Annotated in this window: 17 protein-coding genes; 14 read left to right on the forward strand and 3 right to left on the reverse strand. The window is 59.1% G+C overall.

Annotated features, from left to right (window positions below):
- The first annotated feature begins 59 nt into the window (after nt 1-59).
- The 8 genes from B9Z49_RS17205 (at nt 60) to B9Z49_RS17240 (ending at nt 7,357) form a co-directional block, all read left to right on the forward strand.
- Nucleotides 60-461, forward strand: a complete 402-nt coding sequence (locus tag B9Z49_RS17205; RefSeq protein ID WP_108354670.1) for a rhodanese-like domain-containing protein — start codon at nt 60-62, stop codon at nt 459-461.
- A 27-nt stretch (nt 462-488) separates the two neighbouring features.
- The gene (gene grxC, locus B9Z49_RS17210; protein ID WP_108354671.1) at nt 489-749 is read left to right on the forward strand and encodes a glutaredoxin 3; all 261 of its coding nucleotides are present in this window, start codon (nt 489-491) and stop codon (nt 747-749) included.
- 138 nt (nt 750-887) lie between these two features.
- Nucleotides 888-1,367, forward strand: coding sequence for a protein-export chaperone SecB (gene secB / locus B9Z49_RS17215; RefSeq protein WP_108354672.1), 480 nt, complete (start codon nt 888-890; stop codon nt 1,365-1,367).
- A gap of 24 nt (nt 1,368-1,391) precedes the next feature.
- A complete protein-coding gene (locus tag B9Z49_RS17220) occupies nt 1,392-2,393 on the forward strand; it encodes an NAD(P)H-dependent glycerol-3-phosphate dehydrogenase (protein WP_108354673.1) in 1,002 nt (333 codons plus the stop codon).
- A gap of 6 nt (nt 2,394-2,399) precedes the next feature.
- Complete coding sequence (gene rodA / locus B9Z49_RS17225) at nt 2,400-3,587, forward strand: rod shape-determining protein RodA (protein WP_108354674.1); 1,188 nt, start codon at nt 2,400-2,402, stop codon at nt 3,585-3,587.
- Entirely contained in the window at nt 3,584-4,471 is an 888-nt protein-coding gene (locus B9Z49_RS17230) for an NAD(P)-dependent oxidoreductase (protein WP_108354675.1), read from the forward strand. Before rodA ends, B9Z49_RS17230 begins: the two co-directional genes overlap by 4 nt.
- A gap of 75 nt (nt 4,472-4,546) precedes the next feature.
- Complete coding sequence (gene tldD / locus B9Z49_RS17235; RefSeq protein WP_108354723.1) at nt 4,547-6,007, forward strand: metalloprotease TldD; 1,461 nt, start codon at nt 4,547-4,549, stop codon at nt 6,005-6,007.
- A gap of 228 nt (nt 6,008-6,235) precedes the next feature.
- Nucleotides 6,236-7,357: a 3-deoxy-7-phosphoheptulonate synthase gene (locus tag B9Z49_RS17240; protein ID WP_108354676.1), complete on the forward strand. Its 1,122-nt coding sequence runs from the start codon at nt 6,236-6,238 to the stop codon at nt 7,355-7,357.
- Between the two features lie 119 nt (nt 7,358-7,476).
- Here the strand turns inward: B9Z49_RS17240 and mpl are convergent, their stop codons facing one another.
- Entirely contained in the window at nt 7,477-8,844 is a 1,368-nt protein-coding gene (gene mpl, locus B9Z49_RS17245; protein WP_108354677.1) for a UDP-N-acetylmuramate:L-alanyl-gamma-D-glutamyl-meso-diaminopimelate ligase, read from the reverse strand.
- A gap of 60 nt (nt 8,845-8,904) precedes the next feature.
- Between mpl and B9Z49_RS17250 the strand changes: the two genes are divergently transcribed.
- From B9Z49_RS17250 to B9Z49_RS17275, 6 genes are all read left to right on the forward strand, one after another.
- Complete coding sequence (locus B9Z49_RS17250; RefSeq protein WP_108354678.1) at nt 8,905-9,489, forward strand: hypothetical protein; 585 nt, start codon at nt 8,905-8,907, stop codon at nt 9,487-9,489.
- A gap of 14 nt (nt 9,490-9,503) precedes the next feature.
- Nucleotides 9,504-10,046: a TlpA disulfide reductase family protein gene (locus B9Z49_RS17255; protein ID WP_233254685.1), complete on the forward strand. Its 543-nt coding sequence runs from the start codon at nt 9,504-9,506 to the stop codon at nt 10,044-10,046.
- Between the two features lie 158 nt (nt 10,047-10,204).
- Nucleotides 10,205-10,657: an acetyl-CoA carboxylase biotin carboxyl carrier protein gene (accB, locus tag B9Z49_RS17260; protein ID WP_108354680.1), complete on the forward strand. Its 453-nt coding sequence runs from the start codon at nt 10,205-10,207 to the stop codon at nt 10,655-10,657.
- A gap of 15 nt (nt 10,658-10,672) precedes the next feature.
- Nucleotides 10,673-12,022 (forward strand): acetyl-CoA carboxylase biotin carboxylase subunit, encoded by a 1,350-nt coding sequence (accC, locus tag B9Z49_RS17265; protein WP_108354681.1) that lies wholly within the window; start codon nt 10,673-10,675, stop codon nt 12,020-12,022.
- A gap of 6 nt (nt 12,023-12,028) precedes the next feature.
- Nucleotides 12,029-12,925 (forward strand): 50S ribosomal protein L11 methyltransferase, encoded by an 897-nt coding sequence (prmA, locus tag B9Z49_RS17270; RefSeq protein ID WP_108354682.1) that lies wholly within the window; start codon nt 12,029-12,031, stop codon nt 12,923-12,925.
- A gap of 19 nt (nt 12,926-12,944) precedes the next feature.
- Entirely contained in the window at nt 12,945-13,832 is an 888-nt protein-coding gene (locus B9Z49_RS17275; protein ID WP_108354724.1) for a zinc-ribbon and DUF3426 domain-containing protein, read from the forward strand.
- A gap of 89 nt (nt 13,833-13,921) precedes the next feature.
- On the opposite strand, the gene B9Z49_RS17280 is transcribed toward B9Z49_RS17275, so the two are convergent.
- Both B9Z49_RS17280 and B9Z49_RS17285 read right to left on the reverse strand, forming a co-directional pair.
- Nucleotides 13,922-14,389 carry a histone gene (locus B9Z49_RS17280; protein WP_108354725.1) on the reverse strand — a complete coding sequence of 156 codons (468 nt, stop codon included), beginning with the start codon at nt 14,387-14,389 and terminating at the stop codon, nt 13,922-13,924.
- A gap of 192 nt (nt 14,390-14,581) precedes the next feature.
- Nucleotides 14,582-15,721: a ribonucleotide-diphosphate reductase subunit beta gene (locus B9Z49_RS17285; protein WP_108354683.1), complete on the reverse strand. Its 1,140-nt coding sequence runs from the start codon at nt 15,719-15,721 to the stop codon at nt 14,582-14,584.
- Between the last annotated feature and the right edge of the window lie 31 nt (nt 15,722-15,752).

The raw sequence follows: 15,752 nt of genomic DNA on the forward strand, positions 1-15,752 counted from the left end.
ATTGCGAGTTGTGTGCCCGCTGAAAAGGCGGCTTTTTTTGATGAATAAAGGTCTGTCCCGTGAATTTTTTGATTGATAACTGGATGTTGCTGGCCCTGGCTTTGGGGTCGGGCTTTGCCTTGTTGTTGCCGGTTTTGACCAAAGGCAGCGGTCTGGATCCGCAGACCATGGTGCAGCTGATGAACCGCGAGAAAGCCGTGGTGATTGACGTGTGCGAGCCCGACGAGTTTGCTCGGGGGCATGTCATCGGTGCCAAAAACTTGCCTTTGGGCCAGCTCGAAGAAAAGCTGGGCCAAGTGGTCAAGAACAAGTCGGCCCAGGTGATCATGGTTTGCCAGGTGGGTGCGCGTTCGTCGCGTGCCGCTGCTGCTGCACGCAAGCTGGGCTATGACAACGCGCAGTCGCTCTCGGGCGGTTTGCGCGCTTGGACAGCGGCCAGTATGCCGACCGAAAAAGCCTGATTTCATACTTGTCACCAAGGAATTCTTATGCAAGCCGTCAAGATGTACACCACCGCTGTTTGCCCTTATTGCGTTCGGGCCAAGCAACTGCTCAAGTCCAAAGGGGTCGAGCAAATTGAAGAAATCCGCATCGACACCGATCCCGTTCAGCGCGACCACATGATGCAAATCACGGGTCGCCGCACCGTGCCGCAGATTTACGTGGGCGACACCCATGTGGGCGGCTGCGATGACCTGATGGCCCTGGACGCCAAAGGCGGCCTGGTGCCTTTGCTGCAGGCGGCCTGAACTGCACCGCGGGTTGTTCAGGGTTTTCATGGCCCTGATTGCATGCCAGGGTGTCATTGATGGCCGATAATGCGGCAGTTTCCTTCCTCCATCTGTCCGGTTTTTCCGGCACTTTCATTTCATACACAAGAGTTTTCCATGACCGATACCGCTGTCACCCCCGCCACCGAAATCCAAACCCCCGTGTTCCAGATTCAGCGTGTTTACCTGAAAGAGGCTTCGCTGGAGCAACCCAATTCGCCGGGCATCTTGCTGGACCAGCAGCAGCCCAACGTGGACATCCAGTTGGGCGTGGAGGCCACACCCGTGGCCGAGGGTGTTTTTGAGGTCTGCGTGACCGCTACCGTGCACACCAAAATCGGCGACAAGACCGTGTTCTTGGTCGAGTGCAAGCAGGGCGGTATTTTTGAAATCCGCAATCTGCCCGACGACCAGATGGGTCCCGTCATGGGCATCGCTTGCCCACAAATTGTGTACCCCTATCTGCGCGGCAACGTGGCCGACCTGATCACGCGTGCCGGCTTTCCGCCGGTGCACTTGGCCGAGATCAACTTCCAGGCCATGTACGAGCAGCAACAAGTCCAGCAAGCCGAGCAGGCCGCTGCGATCACGCAGTAAGCCAGACCGAGGTTCAGCCGGACCATGCACATCACCCTCATTGGTGCCGGCGCTTGGGGCACTGCCATGGCTTTGGCGGCAGCCCGTCACCCGAGTGGACATGCGGTCACTTTGCACGCCCGCGATGCCGCCCAAGCCGAGGCTTTGCGCTCGCAAAGGCAAAACGCCCGTTACCTGCCGGGCATCGACTTGCCCGGTTCCCTTGAGATTTCATCGGCCCCTTTGGCGTCTTTGCTGACGTCCTCCACTGACTGCGGCTTGTGGGTCATTGCCACGCCCATGGCGGGTTTGCGCACTGTGCTGACAGCCATGTCGGAGGTGAGCGCGCCTGTGGCATGGCTGTGCAAGGGGCTGGAGTCGGGTACCGGGTTGATGCCCCATGAGGTGCAGGCCCAGGTGGCCCCGCACCTGATGGCGGGTGCGTTGAGCGGCCCCAGTTTTGCCTTGGAGGTGGCGTGCCAGCAACCCACGGCTTTGGTGGCTGCCAGTGCCCACGCCAGTGCGCGCAATGCCTTGGTACAGGCTTTCCATGGCCCAGCCTTGCGTGTGTATGCCAACAGCGACATCGTGGGGGTGGAAGTGGGCGGGGCCGTGAAGAACGTGCTGGCCATCGCCGCGGGCTTGTGCGATGGCCTGGATCTGGGCCTGAATGCGCGGGCTGCCTTGATCACCCGGGGTTTGGCCGAGATGACGCGCTTGGGCCTGGCGCTGGGGGCCCAGAGCGACACCTTCATGGGTTTGTCTGGCCTGGGGGACCTGGTTTTGACTGCCACGGGGGATCTGAGCCGCAACCGCAAAGTGGGTTTGCTGCTGGCCCAAGGCCAGTCGCTCGATCAGGCGGTGACTTCTCTGGGCCATGTGGCCGAGGGTGTTTACAGCGCCCGCACCGTCTTGCAACGTGCCCGTGCCTTGGGGGTGGACATGCCGATCACCGAGGCCGTGGTGGCTTTGCTGGACGCTCGCCTGAGCGCCCGTGAGGCTGTGCAGGCCCTGATGGGGCGCGACCCCAAGGGCGAATTCGCCTGATTTTCCATGAACAAGATTGCACGCCAGGCCCCGTTGACATCGGCCTCTGTTTTTCAAAAACACACCGTGTTTCAGCGGATGATGCGCTTGATCGAAGGTTTTGACGGGCCTTTGGCTTTCGCTGTTTTTTTTCTGGCCTGTCTGGGCATGTTGGTCATGTATTCATCCGGTTATGACCACGGCACGCGCTTTCTTGACCACGGCCGCAACATGTTGATTGCGGGCGCCATCATGTTTGTGGTGGCGCAGATCCCGCCTTCCAAACTCATGGCTTGGGCGATTCCGGTGTACACCGTGGGTGTGATTTTGCTGGTGGCGGTGGCCCTTTTTGGTATTACCAAAAAAGGGTCCACGCGCTGGCTCAATTTGGGGGTGGTGATTCAGCCCAGCGAGATCCTCAAGATTGCCTTGCCTCTGATGTTGGCCGCTTGGTTCCAAAAACGCGAGGGGCAGCTGCGGCCCTTCGATTTTGTGGTGGCGCTGCTGATTTTGGGCATTCCTGTGGGCTTGATCATGAAGCAGCCCGACCTGGGCACCTCTTTGCTGGTGCTGGCGGCGGGCTTGGCTGTGATTTTCTTTGCCGGGATCAAGTGGCGGTGGATTTTGCCGCCCGTTGGTTTGGGGTTGGTGGGCATCGTGGCGCTGGTGATCATGGAGCCCAGCCTGTGCCAGCCTGATGTGGATTGGCATGTGCTGCGCGAGTACCAACGCCAAAGGGTGTGCACCTTGCTGGACCCTGGCCGTGACCCGCTGGGCAAGGGTTTTCACATCATCCAGGGCATGATCGCCATTGGATCGGGCGGTTTTTGGGGCAAGGGATTCATGCAGGGCACACAAACCCACTTGGAGTTCATTCCAGAGCGCACCACCGACTTTATTTTTGCGGCCTTGGGTGAAGAGTTCGGCCTGCTCGGGGGCTTGCTTTTGCTGGCCAGTTTGTTCTTCCTGATTTACCGGGCCTTGGTCATTGCCATGCAGGCGCCCACCTTGTTCAGCCGTTTGTTGGCGGGCAGCATGGCCATGATTTTTTTCACCTATGCCTTTGTCAATGTTGGTATGGTCAGCGGTATCTTGCCGGTGGTAGGTGTGCCCTTGCCGTTCATCAGTTACGGCGGCACGGCCATGGTGACCTTGGGGCTGGCTTTAGGAATTTTGATGTCGATTGCGAAATCCAAACAACTGGTGCAAACATGACAAATCTCACGCAGGTCGCTGTGGTAGGCGCGGGCAACATGGGCGGTGGCATGCTGGCCCGTTTGCTGGGTCTGGGCTGGTCGGTGGCGGTGCGTGACATCGACCCACGGGTTCAGTCGCAGGCGGTGGCCTTGGGGGCGGTCGCTTGTGGGTCTGCCATGGAGGCCGCCCGCATGCTGGCGCCCGATGGCGTTTTGATGGTGGTTGTGGTGGATGCTGCGCAAACTGAGGCGGTGCTTTGGGGCGAGGGGGGCGCTGGCCCGGTGCTGAAACCGGGTCAGTCGGTGATGCTGTGTCCAACCTTGGGACCTGCCACGGTGCAAAGCCAGGCTGAGCGTTTGGCACCCATGGGCATTGACTTCATCGATGCCCCCATGTCCGGGGGGCCTGTGCGGGCCCAAGAGGGCACCATGAGTTTGATGGTGGCTTGTTCCGATGCGGTGTGGCAGCGCAGCCAGAAGCTGTTGACCGCCTTGAGCCAGCAAGTTTTTCGCGTGGGAACCCGCGCAGGAGACGGCGCCCGCACCAAGCTGGTCAACAATTTGCTGGCCGCGGTGAATCTGGCGGGCGCTGCCGAAGCCATGGCCCTGGCCGAGCGTCTGGGGCTGGACCCTGCCGCCACGCTGTCGGTCATTGAAGCGTCCAGTGGTCAAAGCTGGATTGGCTCGGACCGGATGCGACGGGCTTTGGCAGGGGATTTCGAGCCCCGTGCCCACGTCACTTTGTTGGCCAAAGACACGGGCTTGGCGGTGCAGGCCGCTGACGATGTGGCCTTTGATCCCCCTTTGGGTCGTTTGGCGCGGGACTTGTTTGCACAAGCCCTGGGGCGGGGTTGGGCCGATCTGGACGATGCGGCCTTGCTCAAACTCATGCGCCAGCGCTGAAGCAGCGGCTTGCCGGGGACATCGGGTGCTGTCCGGCGTGGGCAAGGGTCTTGATCCGTGCCTACAATGGCTTCCATGATTTCACGCGAACCCACCATTGAACGCTTGGCCACGGCCAAGTCCCTGTTGCTTGACCCGTTTGGTCTCGACGAATCCCATCTGACTCAAGCCCTGAACGCCATCAAGGCGCATGCGGTGGACGACGCTGATCTGTACTTTCAGTACACGCGATCTGAAGGCTGGAGCCTGGAAGAGGGCATCGTCAAGACCGGCAGCTTCAGCATCGACCAAGGTGTGGGCGTGCGGGCTGTCTCGGGCGAGAAAACCGCTTTCGCGTACTCGGACGACATTTCCGAAGCCTCCTTGATGGACGCGGCCATGACGGTGCGCTCCATTGCGTCTGCCGCGCAAAACAAGCGCATCAAGGTGCCAGCACGCAAGATTTCAGCCAGCCGTTCGCTCTACCCCGCGCTGGACCCGATGTCCACGCTGGACAGTACGGCCAAAGTGAACTTGTTGGGCCATGTGGAAAAAATCGCCCGTGCCAAAGACCCCCGTGTGGTGCAGGTCATGGCAGGGCTGGCCACCGAATACGACGTGGTCATGGTGGCCCGCGCCGATGGCACGCTGGCGGCCGATGTGCGGCCTTTGATTCGTTTGTCCGTGACGGTGATCGCCGAGCAAAATGGCCGCCGGGAAGTGGGCAGTGCCGGCGGCGGTGGCCGCTTTGGCCTGGCCTATTTTGACGACAACATGGTTGAAAGCTATGTACAAGAAGCCGTGTCGGCGGCGCTCATCAACCTCGAAGCCCGCCCCGCGCCCGCAGGCGAGATGACCGTGGTGTTGGGCAATGGCTGGCCCGGCGTGTTGCTGCACGAAGCCGTGGGCCACGGGCTGGAGGGCGACTTCAACCGCAAGGGCTCGAGCGCTTTCAGCGGCCGCATTGGTGAGCGCGTAGCGGCCAAGGGCGTCACCGTGCTGGATGACGGCACCATGGCCGACCGCCGTGGCTCGCTGAATGTGGACGACGAAGGCCACGCCAGCCAAAAGAACGTGCTGATTGAAGACGGCATTTTGCGTGGCTACATCCAGGACTCGATGAACGCGCGCCTGATGGGCGTCAAGCCCACGGGCAATGGCCGCCGCGAAAGCTACGCCCATGTGCCCATGCCGCGCATGACCAACACTTACATGCTGAGCGGCGACAAGAGCGCCGAAGAAATCGTGGCCAGCATCAAAAAAGGCCTGTACGCCACCAACTTTGCGGGTGGCCAAGTGGACATCACCAGCGGCAAGTTTGTGTTCTCGGCCAGCCAAGCTTATTGGGTGGAAAACGGCAAGATCCAATATCCGGTCAAAGGTGCGACCTTGATTGGTAGCGGGCCTGAGTCGCTCAAAAAGATCAGCATGATCGGCAACGACATGAAGCTCGACTCGGGCGTGGGCACCTGCGGCAAAGAAGGCCAGAGCGTGCCGGTGGGTGTGGGTCAGCCGACTTTGCGCATTGAAGGCCTGACCGTCGGAGGCACGGCCTGAAGTCCTGTCCGGGTTTGCCCTCGGGCGGGGCTGTCATGAAGCGTCATAAACCTGTGATACATTGAACCCATGTCTTCGCGCACCGCCTTTTACTTTTTTTATTTTGGATTCTCAGTCCCCGGCGGACGAGAGGCGAGCGCATAAGCACCCGAATATCTCGATACATACCGCCGGAGCCCCAAAGCCCGGCGGTTTTTTTTCACCTTTTTTCAATTTGAGGAGTCCACGATGAACGCCAAAACCACTGCCCCTGAGAGCTGGTATCCGAATGCCGCCGACCGTACAGGCCAGACCGACGACGAACGCATCAAGGACATCACCGTGCTCCCACCGCCAGAACATTTGATCCGATTCTTTCCGATTGCCGGCACGGCAACGGAAACCCTGATCTCCCAAACCCGCAAAGCCATTCAAAAAATCGTGCACGGCAATGACGACCGACTGCTCGTCATCATCGGCCCTTGTTCGATCCACGACCCGGCCGCGGCGCTGGATTACGCCCGCCGCTTGAAGCCTTTGCGAGAAAAATACGCTGACACACTGGAAATCGTGATGCGTGTGTACTTCGAAAAGCCCCGCACCACCGTGGGCTGGAAGGGCCTGATCAACGATCCTTACCTGGACGAGAGCTACCGCATCGACGAAGGTCTGCGCATCGCACGCCAGCTGCTGATCGAGATCAACCGCCAGGGCGTGCCCGCCGGCAGCGAGTTCCTGGACGTGATCTCGCCCCAATACATTGGCGACCTCATCAGCTGGGGCGCCATCGGTGCGCGAACGACCGAAAGTCAAGTGCACCGCGAGCTGGCCTCTGGCTTGTCGGCACCCATCGGCTTCAAAAACGGCACCGACGGCAACATCAAGATCGCGACCGATGCGATTCAGGCTGCGGCCCGTGGCCACCACTTTTTGTCGGTGCACAAGAACGGCCAGGTCGCCATCGTGCAAACCCAGGGCAACCAGGACTGCCACGTGATTTTACGAGGTGGCAAAGCGCCCAACTACGACGCCGAAAGCGTGACCTCCGCCTGCAAGGAACTCGAAGCCGCCAAGCTGCCCGCCACCTTGATGGTGGATTGCAGCCACGCCAACAGCAGCAAAAAGCACGAGCGCCAGATCGATGTGGCCAAAGACATTGCCACGCAAATCAGCGGTGGCTCACGCCAGGTGTTTGGCGTCATGGTCGAGAGCCACATCGTGGACGGTGCCCAAAAGTTCACGCCCGGCCAGCACGATGTGGCCAAGCTGACCTACGGCCAGAGCATCACCGACGCCTGCATTGGCTGGGACGACAGTGTGGGCGTGTTGCAGGTGCTGTCGAATGCGGTGAAGGTACGTCGCGCCCGCTAAAGCATGCGAAGACCCCCTGTTTTGTCTTCCCGGGCAAAGACTCGGGATCCATGGTTCAGAGCTGCCCTTTGCAAAAGCCAGCTGCCCACTCTGAATCCCGGATCAAGCCCTGTCTGAAATCATTCGGCCAAGGCTTCCAGCAGCTTGGCGTGGATGCCGCCAAACCCACCGTTGCTCATGCACAGCAGGTGGTCGCCGGGCCTCACTTGCGCCAGCACTTGGGCGATGACCTCGTGAATGTTGGTACCTACTAGCGCTTTGAGGCCCATGGGTGCAAGCGCGGCGGCAGCGTCCCAACCCAGACCCCCTGAATGGCAAAACGCCAGATCGGCCTCTTCGAGGCTCCAAGGCAGTTGCGCTTTCATGCTGCCCAGCTTCATGGTGTTGCTGCGCGGCTCAAAAATCGCGAGGATGCGGGCATCGCCCACTTGACGGCGCAGGCCGTTGACGGTGGTGCGGATGGCGGTGGGGTGGTGGGCAAAGTCGTCATAGACGGTAACGCTCCTGACTTGGCCGCGCACTTCCATGCGGCGCTTGACGTTTTCAAAGCTGGCCAGCGCCTGTGCGGCAACGGCAGGGTTCACCCCCACATGCTCTGCGGCTGCAATGGTCGCCAGCGCATTGAGTTGGTTGTGCACGCCGCCAATGACCCATTTCACTTCGGCTACGGGCTTTTCGGCCTGCAAGACCTTGAAATGCGAGGGCTCGCCTTCGGCCACAAAATCACACACCGTCGAGCCAAAGGTGCGCACTTCGCTCCAGCAGCCCTGGCCCAACACGCGGGTCAGGCTTTCTTCCAGGCCATTGACGACCACCCGACCAGACCCGGGCACGGTACGAACCAGGTGGTGGAACTGGCGCTCGATGGCGGCCAGGTCGTCAAAGATGTCGGCGTGGTCAAACTCCAGGTTGTTCAGGATGGCGGTGCGCGGGCGGTAGTGCACGAATTTGCTGCGCTTGTCGAAGAAGGCGGTGTCGTACTCGTCGGCTTCGATCACAAAATACTTTCCAGCACCCAAGCGCGCCGAGACGCCAAAGTTGAGCGGTACGCCGCCGACCAAAAAGCCCGGTTGCAAGCCGGCTTGCTCCAGCACCCAGGCCAGCATGGAGGTGGTGGTGGTTTTGCCGTGGGTGCCCGCCACGGCCAGCACATGCTGGCCTTGCAAGACGTGATCCGACAGCCATTGCGGGCCACTGGTGTAGGGCGCACCTGCTTCCAAAATGGCTTCCATCAACGGAAATTTGGGGCTGCCGTCGGGCAGTCGTGCGCGGCTGACCACATTCCCGATCACGTACACATCGGGTTTCAAGGCCATTTGTTCGGCGTCAAAGCCTTCGATCAGCTCGATGCCCAAAGCGCGCAATTGGTCGCTCATCGGCGGGTAAACGCCCGCGTCGCAACCGGTGACACGATGGCCAGCTTCGCGGGCCAGTGCGGCCAAGCCGCCCATGAAGGTGCCGCAGATGCCCAGAATATGTATATGCATGCCCGGATTTTAGGGGGGCATCGGCGCGGTCTCGCCTGGGTCGGGTCACAATCGGTGCCCATGAACGACCTTGCCCTTGAAATTGCCGCCACCGCCGCCCGTTTGGTGGTGGAAGAAGGCCTGGCTTTTGGTCCGGCCAAGCACCGAGCCCTCAAAGAGCTGGGCCTGCCCAGCCGTACGGCCTTGCCCACCAACGACGTGGTCGAGACCGAGGTGCGCGACTACATCGCCTTGTTTTGCGCCGACACCCAGCCCGGCGAGTTGCTGGCTTTGCGCGAATTGGCAAAGGTATGGATGCAACGCCTGGTCGAATTTCGCCCGCACCTGGGCGGTGCGGTCTGGCAAGGTTGGGCCACCCGCCTGTGCGATGTGGATCTGGCTTTGTTTTGCGACGACCCCAAATCGGCTGAGATCGCCTTGATCAACCAAAACCAACGCTACGAAGTGCAAACTGCGCGGGGGCTTCATGGGGACGATGTGGATGTGCTGAGTGTGCACAGTTTTTGTGACGCGTTGAGCGAAGATGTGGGGGTGCACCTGCGCATTTACGATCTGGACGATCTGCGCGGAGCTTTGCTGCCCGACACGCAAGGCCGCTCGCCTCGGGGGGATTTGGCGGCCTTGGAGCGCCTGCTGGCGGCATGAAAGACAATGCCATCATGAATCAACCAATTGAAAACGGGTCCAGACGCCATCTGATTTGGGGTGCCGGTGCGGCGGCCCTTGTGGCCGGAGTCGGCGTGGCTTTGCGGCGTTTTGAGCCTCAAGAGGTGGTGGATGCGGTGAAGCACCCATTTTGGAGTCAGCAGTTCGAGGCGCCCGGGGGCGAAGCCTTGAGCATGGCTAGTTTTCAGGGTAAACCCTTGCTCCTGAACTTTTGGGCCACTTGGTGCCCACCATGCATCGAAGAGTTGCCTCTGATTGACGCCTTCTGGCGCAAAAACACCGCGATTGGGCATCAAGTGGTGGCTCTGGCCATTGACCAGCCCAGTGCGGTGCGCAAGTTCCTCTCCAAGCAGCCATTGGGTTTCCCGGTGGGACTGGCCGGACTGGAAGGCACCCAATTGGCCAAGTCCTTGGGCAATGCGGTGGGTGGCTTGCCTTTTACCGTGTTTTTCAAGGCAGATGGCAGCATTTGGCGACAAAAGATGGGTCAACTCACGTCTGACGATCTGATGCAGTGGCGCGGCGCTGTCTCCTGAAACAACCCACATTCCATGCCGAGGGAGGGTGCGCCCTCATGCCGCAGAGTCGTCTGGGTGGCACGTTCATGTTCGGACGAGAAAAGATAAATTCAAGGTTTTTGCTGAAATTTGGTGTAAATTCACCCCATTACAAGTGCTCAAGCAATGGAGGATCTATGGATTTGCGCAAACTCAAAACACTGATTGATTTGGTTTCTGACTCGAACGTGTCAGAGCTGGAAATCACCGAAGCTGAAGGTAAAGTTCGCATTGTCAAGAGCATGGGCGTTGCCCAATCGGTGGTGATGCAACAAGCCGCACACGTGGCCGCAGCCCCTGTGGCGGCTGCACCCGTGGCCGCGGTTGAGGCCGCCCCTGTGGTTGCTGCGCCGACGGGTCACGCCGTGAAGTCGCCCATGGTGGGCACGTTCTACCGCTCGTCCAGCCCCGGCTCGGCCCCTTTTATCCAGATCGGCTCAGTGGTCAAGGAAGGGGACACCCTGTGCATCATCGAAGCGATGAAGATCCTCAACGAGATCGAATCCGACAAGTCCGGCACCATCACGCAGATCTTGTGTGAAAACGGCCAGGCCGTGGAATACGGTCAGCCACTGTTCATCGTCGAATAAAGCCACGGGGATTTCATGTTCAAGAAAATCCTGGTCGCCAACCGAGGCGAAATCGCCTTGCGCATCCAGCGCGCTTGTCGCGAATTGGGCATCAAGGCGGTGATGGTCTATTCGGAAGCGGACAAAGAGGCCAAGTACGTCAAATTGGCTGAAGAGGCGGTTTGCATTGGGCCCGCTTCGTCAGCTTTGAGCTACCTCAACATGCCGGCCATCATTTCGGCGGCCGAGGTGACCGATGCCGAAGCCATTCACCCCGGTTATGGCTTTTTGAGCGAGAACGCCGACTTTGCCGAACGGGTTGAAAAAAGTGGTTTCCAGTTCATTGGACCCACGCCAGAGTCGATCCGCATCATGGGCGACAAGGTCTCGGCCAAGCAAACCATGATTCGCGCCGGCGTGCCTTGTGTACCGGGCTCGGAAGGTGAATTGCCCGATGACCCGGTGCAAATTCGCCGCATCGCCAAAGCCGTGGGTTACCCGGTCATCATCAAGGCTGCAGGCGGCGGCGGCGGTCGCGGCATGCGCGTGGTGCACACCGAGGCGGCGCTCATCAACGCCGTGCAAATGACCAAGGCCGAAGCGGGTGCCGCATTTGGCAATCCGGCGGTGTACTTGGAAAAGTTTCTGCAGAACCCACGCCATGTTGAAATCCAGATCATGGCCGACAAGCACCGCAACGCGGTCTATTTGGGCGAGCGCGACTGCTCCATGCAGCGGCGTCACCAAAAAGTGATCGAAGAAGCCCCGGCGCCAGGCATCCCGCGCAAACTGATCGAGAAGATCGGCGAGCGTTGCGTGGCCGCTTGCAAGAAGATCAATTACCGGGGTGCGGGCACCTTCGAGTTCTTGTATGAAAACGGCGAGTTCTATTTCATTGAGATGAACACCCGCGTGCAGGTCGAGCACCCGGTGACGGAGTGGGTCACGGGCGTGGACATCGTCAAAACGCAGATCATGGTGGCAGCCGGTGAGCGCCTACCCTTCACCCAAAAGCAGATCCAGATCCGGGGTCATGCCATCGAATGCCGCATCAACGCCGAAGACCCTTTCAAGTTCACGCCTTCGCCCGGCCGTGTCACATCCTGGCACATGCCTGGTGGGCCAGGCGTGCGGGTGGATTCGCACGTCTACAACAACTACTTTGTGCCCCCCAACTACGACTCGATGATCGGCAAACTGATTGTCCACGGTGATACCCGCGAGCAGGCCCTGGCCCGCATGCAGACCGCCTTGAATGAGACGGTGATCGAAGGCATCAACACCAACATACCGCTGCACCGCGAGTTGATGGTGGACGCCAAGTTCATGCAAGGCGGCACCAACATCCATTACCTGGAACACTGGCTGAGCCAGCACAAGCGCTGACCCCTTATGTATGAACTGAGCCTGCTGTGCCCCGAGGACCGGGTGGACGTGCTGAGCGATGCACTGGATGCGCTGGACGCGTTGAGCGTGTCGGTGGAAGACGCAGACGCTCAGACGCCCGCCGAACAAGCCCTTTTTGGCGAACCGGGCATGCCGCCACCCAAAGATGGTTGGCAGCGTTCGCGCATGGTGGCGCTGTTCGCCCAAGAAGCGGCAGCCCGGGAGGCTGCGGATTTGTTGGGCGCGCAAGATTTTTTTGAGAACTGCCAGTTGCTCGGCATCCAGACCCTGGAAGACCAAGACTGGGTGCGCCTGACCCAGTCTCAATTTACGCCGGTGGAGGTGACGCCCGATTTCTGGATCGTGCCCACTTGGCACGAGCCGCCCGCACAAGCCCGGCAGATCATCCGACTTGACCCGGGTCTGGCTTTCGGCACCGGCACCCATCCCACCACCCGCATGTGTTTGCGCTGGATTGCCCAGCACGACGTGCATGGGCAGCGTGTGCTCGATTACGGTTGTGGCTCGGGCATCCTGGCCATTGGCGCAGCCAAATATGGCGCCACCGAGATCGATGCAGTGGACATCGACGAAGCGGCTGTGACGTCCACCGAGTTGAATGCTCAGGCCAACGGCGTGCATTTGAAAGCCGGTTTGCCTGACAAAGCGCAGGGCCAGTACCATACTGTGCTGGCCAATATTTTGGCCACACCGTTGAAGGTATTGGCGCCCCTGTTGTGTTCTTATGTTGCCCCTGGCGGCCATTTGGTGTTGGCCGGTATCCTTGAGCGGCAGGCCGAGGAACTCAAGGCCGCGTACGCCCCATGGGTTGCTCTCGAAGTGACCGATACACAAGAAGGCTGGATTTTGATGACGGCCAAGGTGGTGTCTCGGCCTGCTTGAGCCTGTCTACAATCGGGCCATGAACAGGATCACTCGCTGCCCTTCGTGCGCCATGGTTTATCAGCTGCCGGAGCTGCATTTGAATGCCGCCAAAGGTTGGTTGCGTTGCGGTGCCTGTGGCCATGCTTTTGACAGCACAGGGCTTGTGCTGCGTTGGGACCCTGCGTCCTCCGGGCCTCTTGTTTCTTCCAAAGTGCCTGTTCCTGGCACCGGAGACATTCCCCCATACCCTTCGGCCGAGGCGGTGCAGCCTGTCGACTTGGTGGCTGACCCTGCAGACCGCATCTCGCTCGACAATTCATTGACAAAAGAAGACCTCAGCTCGCCTGCCAAGATCCGGCCAGCACAATCCGAGTTGGCCGCTTTTGAAGATGCATTGTCCAGTTTTAAACCTGAGCCTGTGGCGTCTGAGGCCTTGCCAAGCCCACCAAAGGACTCCAAAGCGCTGTCATCTGGGGCATGGCTTGCCCCTAGTGGGGTGCTGGCTTTGGCTTTGCTGCTCGCGATGCAATTGGCCTATGTGCAAAGAGATGCCATTGCGGCGTCATGGCCTGACAGTGAACCCATGATTCGCCATGTGTGCGAGACTTTCGGTTGCCAAGTCAGTCCGCTGCGCGATCCAGAGGGCATGGTCATCGACAGCTCCAGTCTGGTGAAACGCAGCGAGGACCATGTCCTGTCTTGGTCTGTTCGCAACACCACGCACCTTGTCCTTGGCATGACGGCCTTGGAGCTGAGTTTGATGGATCAAGAAGGCAAGCTTGTGCTGCGCACCGTGGCATTGCCTGCGCAGGCTGGAGCGCCGCAAACACTGTCACCAGGGCAGTCCTGGTCGGGCAGCCTGAAAGTTCTGGTTTCCCCGGATGTGGTCTTCAGCGATTACCGTGTGCTGAGTTTCTACCCTTGATGCGGGTCGATCCAGTGTCAATTCGGTACGAAAAAAAGCCCGGCACTGTTGCCAGTGACGGGCTTTGTGGCTAGCGCCTGAACTGAGAATCAGGGCTTTGCGGCCGAAGGAAACGGCCACGCAGCTTGAGGATTCAGAGTCGTTTGAGCAGCCGGGGCAGCGGGTGCTTTGGATGCCTTCTTTGCTGCTGGTTTTTTGGCCGCTTTTTTCACAACCGCTTTTTTGGCAGCAGGCTTTTTGGCTGCAGTTTTCTTGGCTGCGGCTTTTTTGGCTGGTGCTGCTTTTTTGGCTGCGGCTTTTTTGGCCGGTGCGGCTTTTTTCGCTGCTACTGCTTTTTTAGCGGGAGCGGCTTTTTTAGCCGGCGCTGCTTTTTTCGCTGCTGGCTTTTTGGCTGCTACTGCTTTTTTGGCAGGAGCGGCTTTCTTAGCGGGAGCAGCTTTTTTGGCGGCGGGTTTCTTGGCTGCGGCTACTTTTTTAGCTGGAGCCGCTTTTTTGGCCGGTGCGGCCTTTTTCGCTGGAGCAGCTTTTTTTGCCGCTACTTTTTTTGCAGTTGCCATGATTTTCTCCTTGATCAAGTTGAGAACTCAACGGAAAGGGAACGCTTGGTGCTTGTTGGTTTGCACAAAGCGATCCATGGCGCTGGGGAAATCCCCAACGCCATGAACGCGGAAAAGCCACCCCGCCCAAAGTCGGGAGACTTTGCAGCGTGTGGCTTGAAGAGGTAGAGCATGAGATAGGGGTTCAGAAAATCAATCCCAGGACAAAGCCCCGCCAGTTTGGTATTCGATCACCCGGGTTTCAAAGAAGTTGCGTTCTTTCTTCAGGTCGATCATCTCGCTCATCCAGGGGAATGGGTTCTCTTCGTTGGGGAAAAGAGCCTCCAGGCCGATCTGAGTGGCGCGGCGGTTGGCAATGTAGCGCAGATAACCTTTGAACATGGATGCGTTCATGCCCAAGACGCCGCGGGGCATGGTGTCTTCCGCGTATTGGTATTCCAATTCAACCGCTTTGAGGAACAGGTCCTTGATTTCGGTTTTGAATTCGTTGGTCCACAGCTGTGGGTTTTCGAATTTGATGGTGTTGATCATGTCAATGCCGAAGTTGCAGTGCATGGACTCGTCACGCAGTATGTACTGGTACTGCTCAGCAGCACCGGTCATCTTGTTTTGGCGACCCAGAGCCAGGATCTGCGTGAAGCCTACATAGAAGAACAGGCCCTCCATCAGGCAAGCGAACACGATCAGCGACTTGAGCAAGGTCTGGTCTGTTTCCAGGGTACCTGTCTTGAAGTGGGGGTCCATGATCACGTTGATGAACGGGATCAGGAACTCGTCTTTGTCGCGAATCGATTTGACTTCGTTGTAAGCGTTGAAAATCTCACTCTCGTCCAATCCCAATGACTCAGTGATGTATTGGTAAGCGTGGGTGTGGATGGCTTCTTCAAAAGCTTGGCGCAACAAGAACTGACGGCATTCAGGGGCCGTGATGTGGCGGTAGGTGCCCAAGGTGATGTTGTTGGCTGCAAGCGAGTCTGCCGTTACGAAGAAGCCGAGATTGCGCTTGACCATGCGGCGCTCGTCTTCGGTCAGACCGTTAGGGTCTTTCCACAAAGCGATGTCGCGGTTCATGTTCACTTCTTGCGGCATCCAGTGGTTGGCGCAAGTGGCCAGGTATTTTTCCCAAGCCCATTTGTATTTGAATGGCACCAACTGGTTGACATCGGTTTGGCCGTTGATGATGCGCTTGTCGGCGGCATTCATGCGACGTGGTGCGGCAGGAGCGGCTGTGGATGAAGACGGCGTGGCCTTGACGGCAGTGTTGTCTGCGCCACTGAAGGATGGCATTGAAGGTTGCAATGCGGGTTTGACTTGATCGTCCCAGGACAGCATAAAAAATTCCAGTTCTTAAATTATGAAAGCA

The organism is Limnohabitans sp. 2KL-51, assembly GCF_003063645.1.
GTDB lineage: Bacteria > Pseudomonadota > Gammaproteobacteria > Burkholderiales > Burkholderiaceae_C > Limnohabitans_A.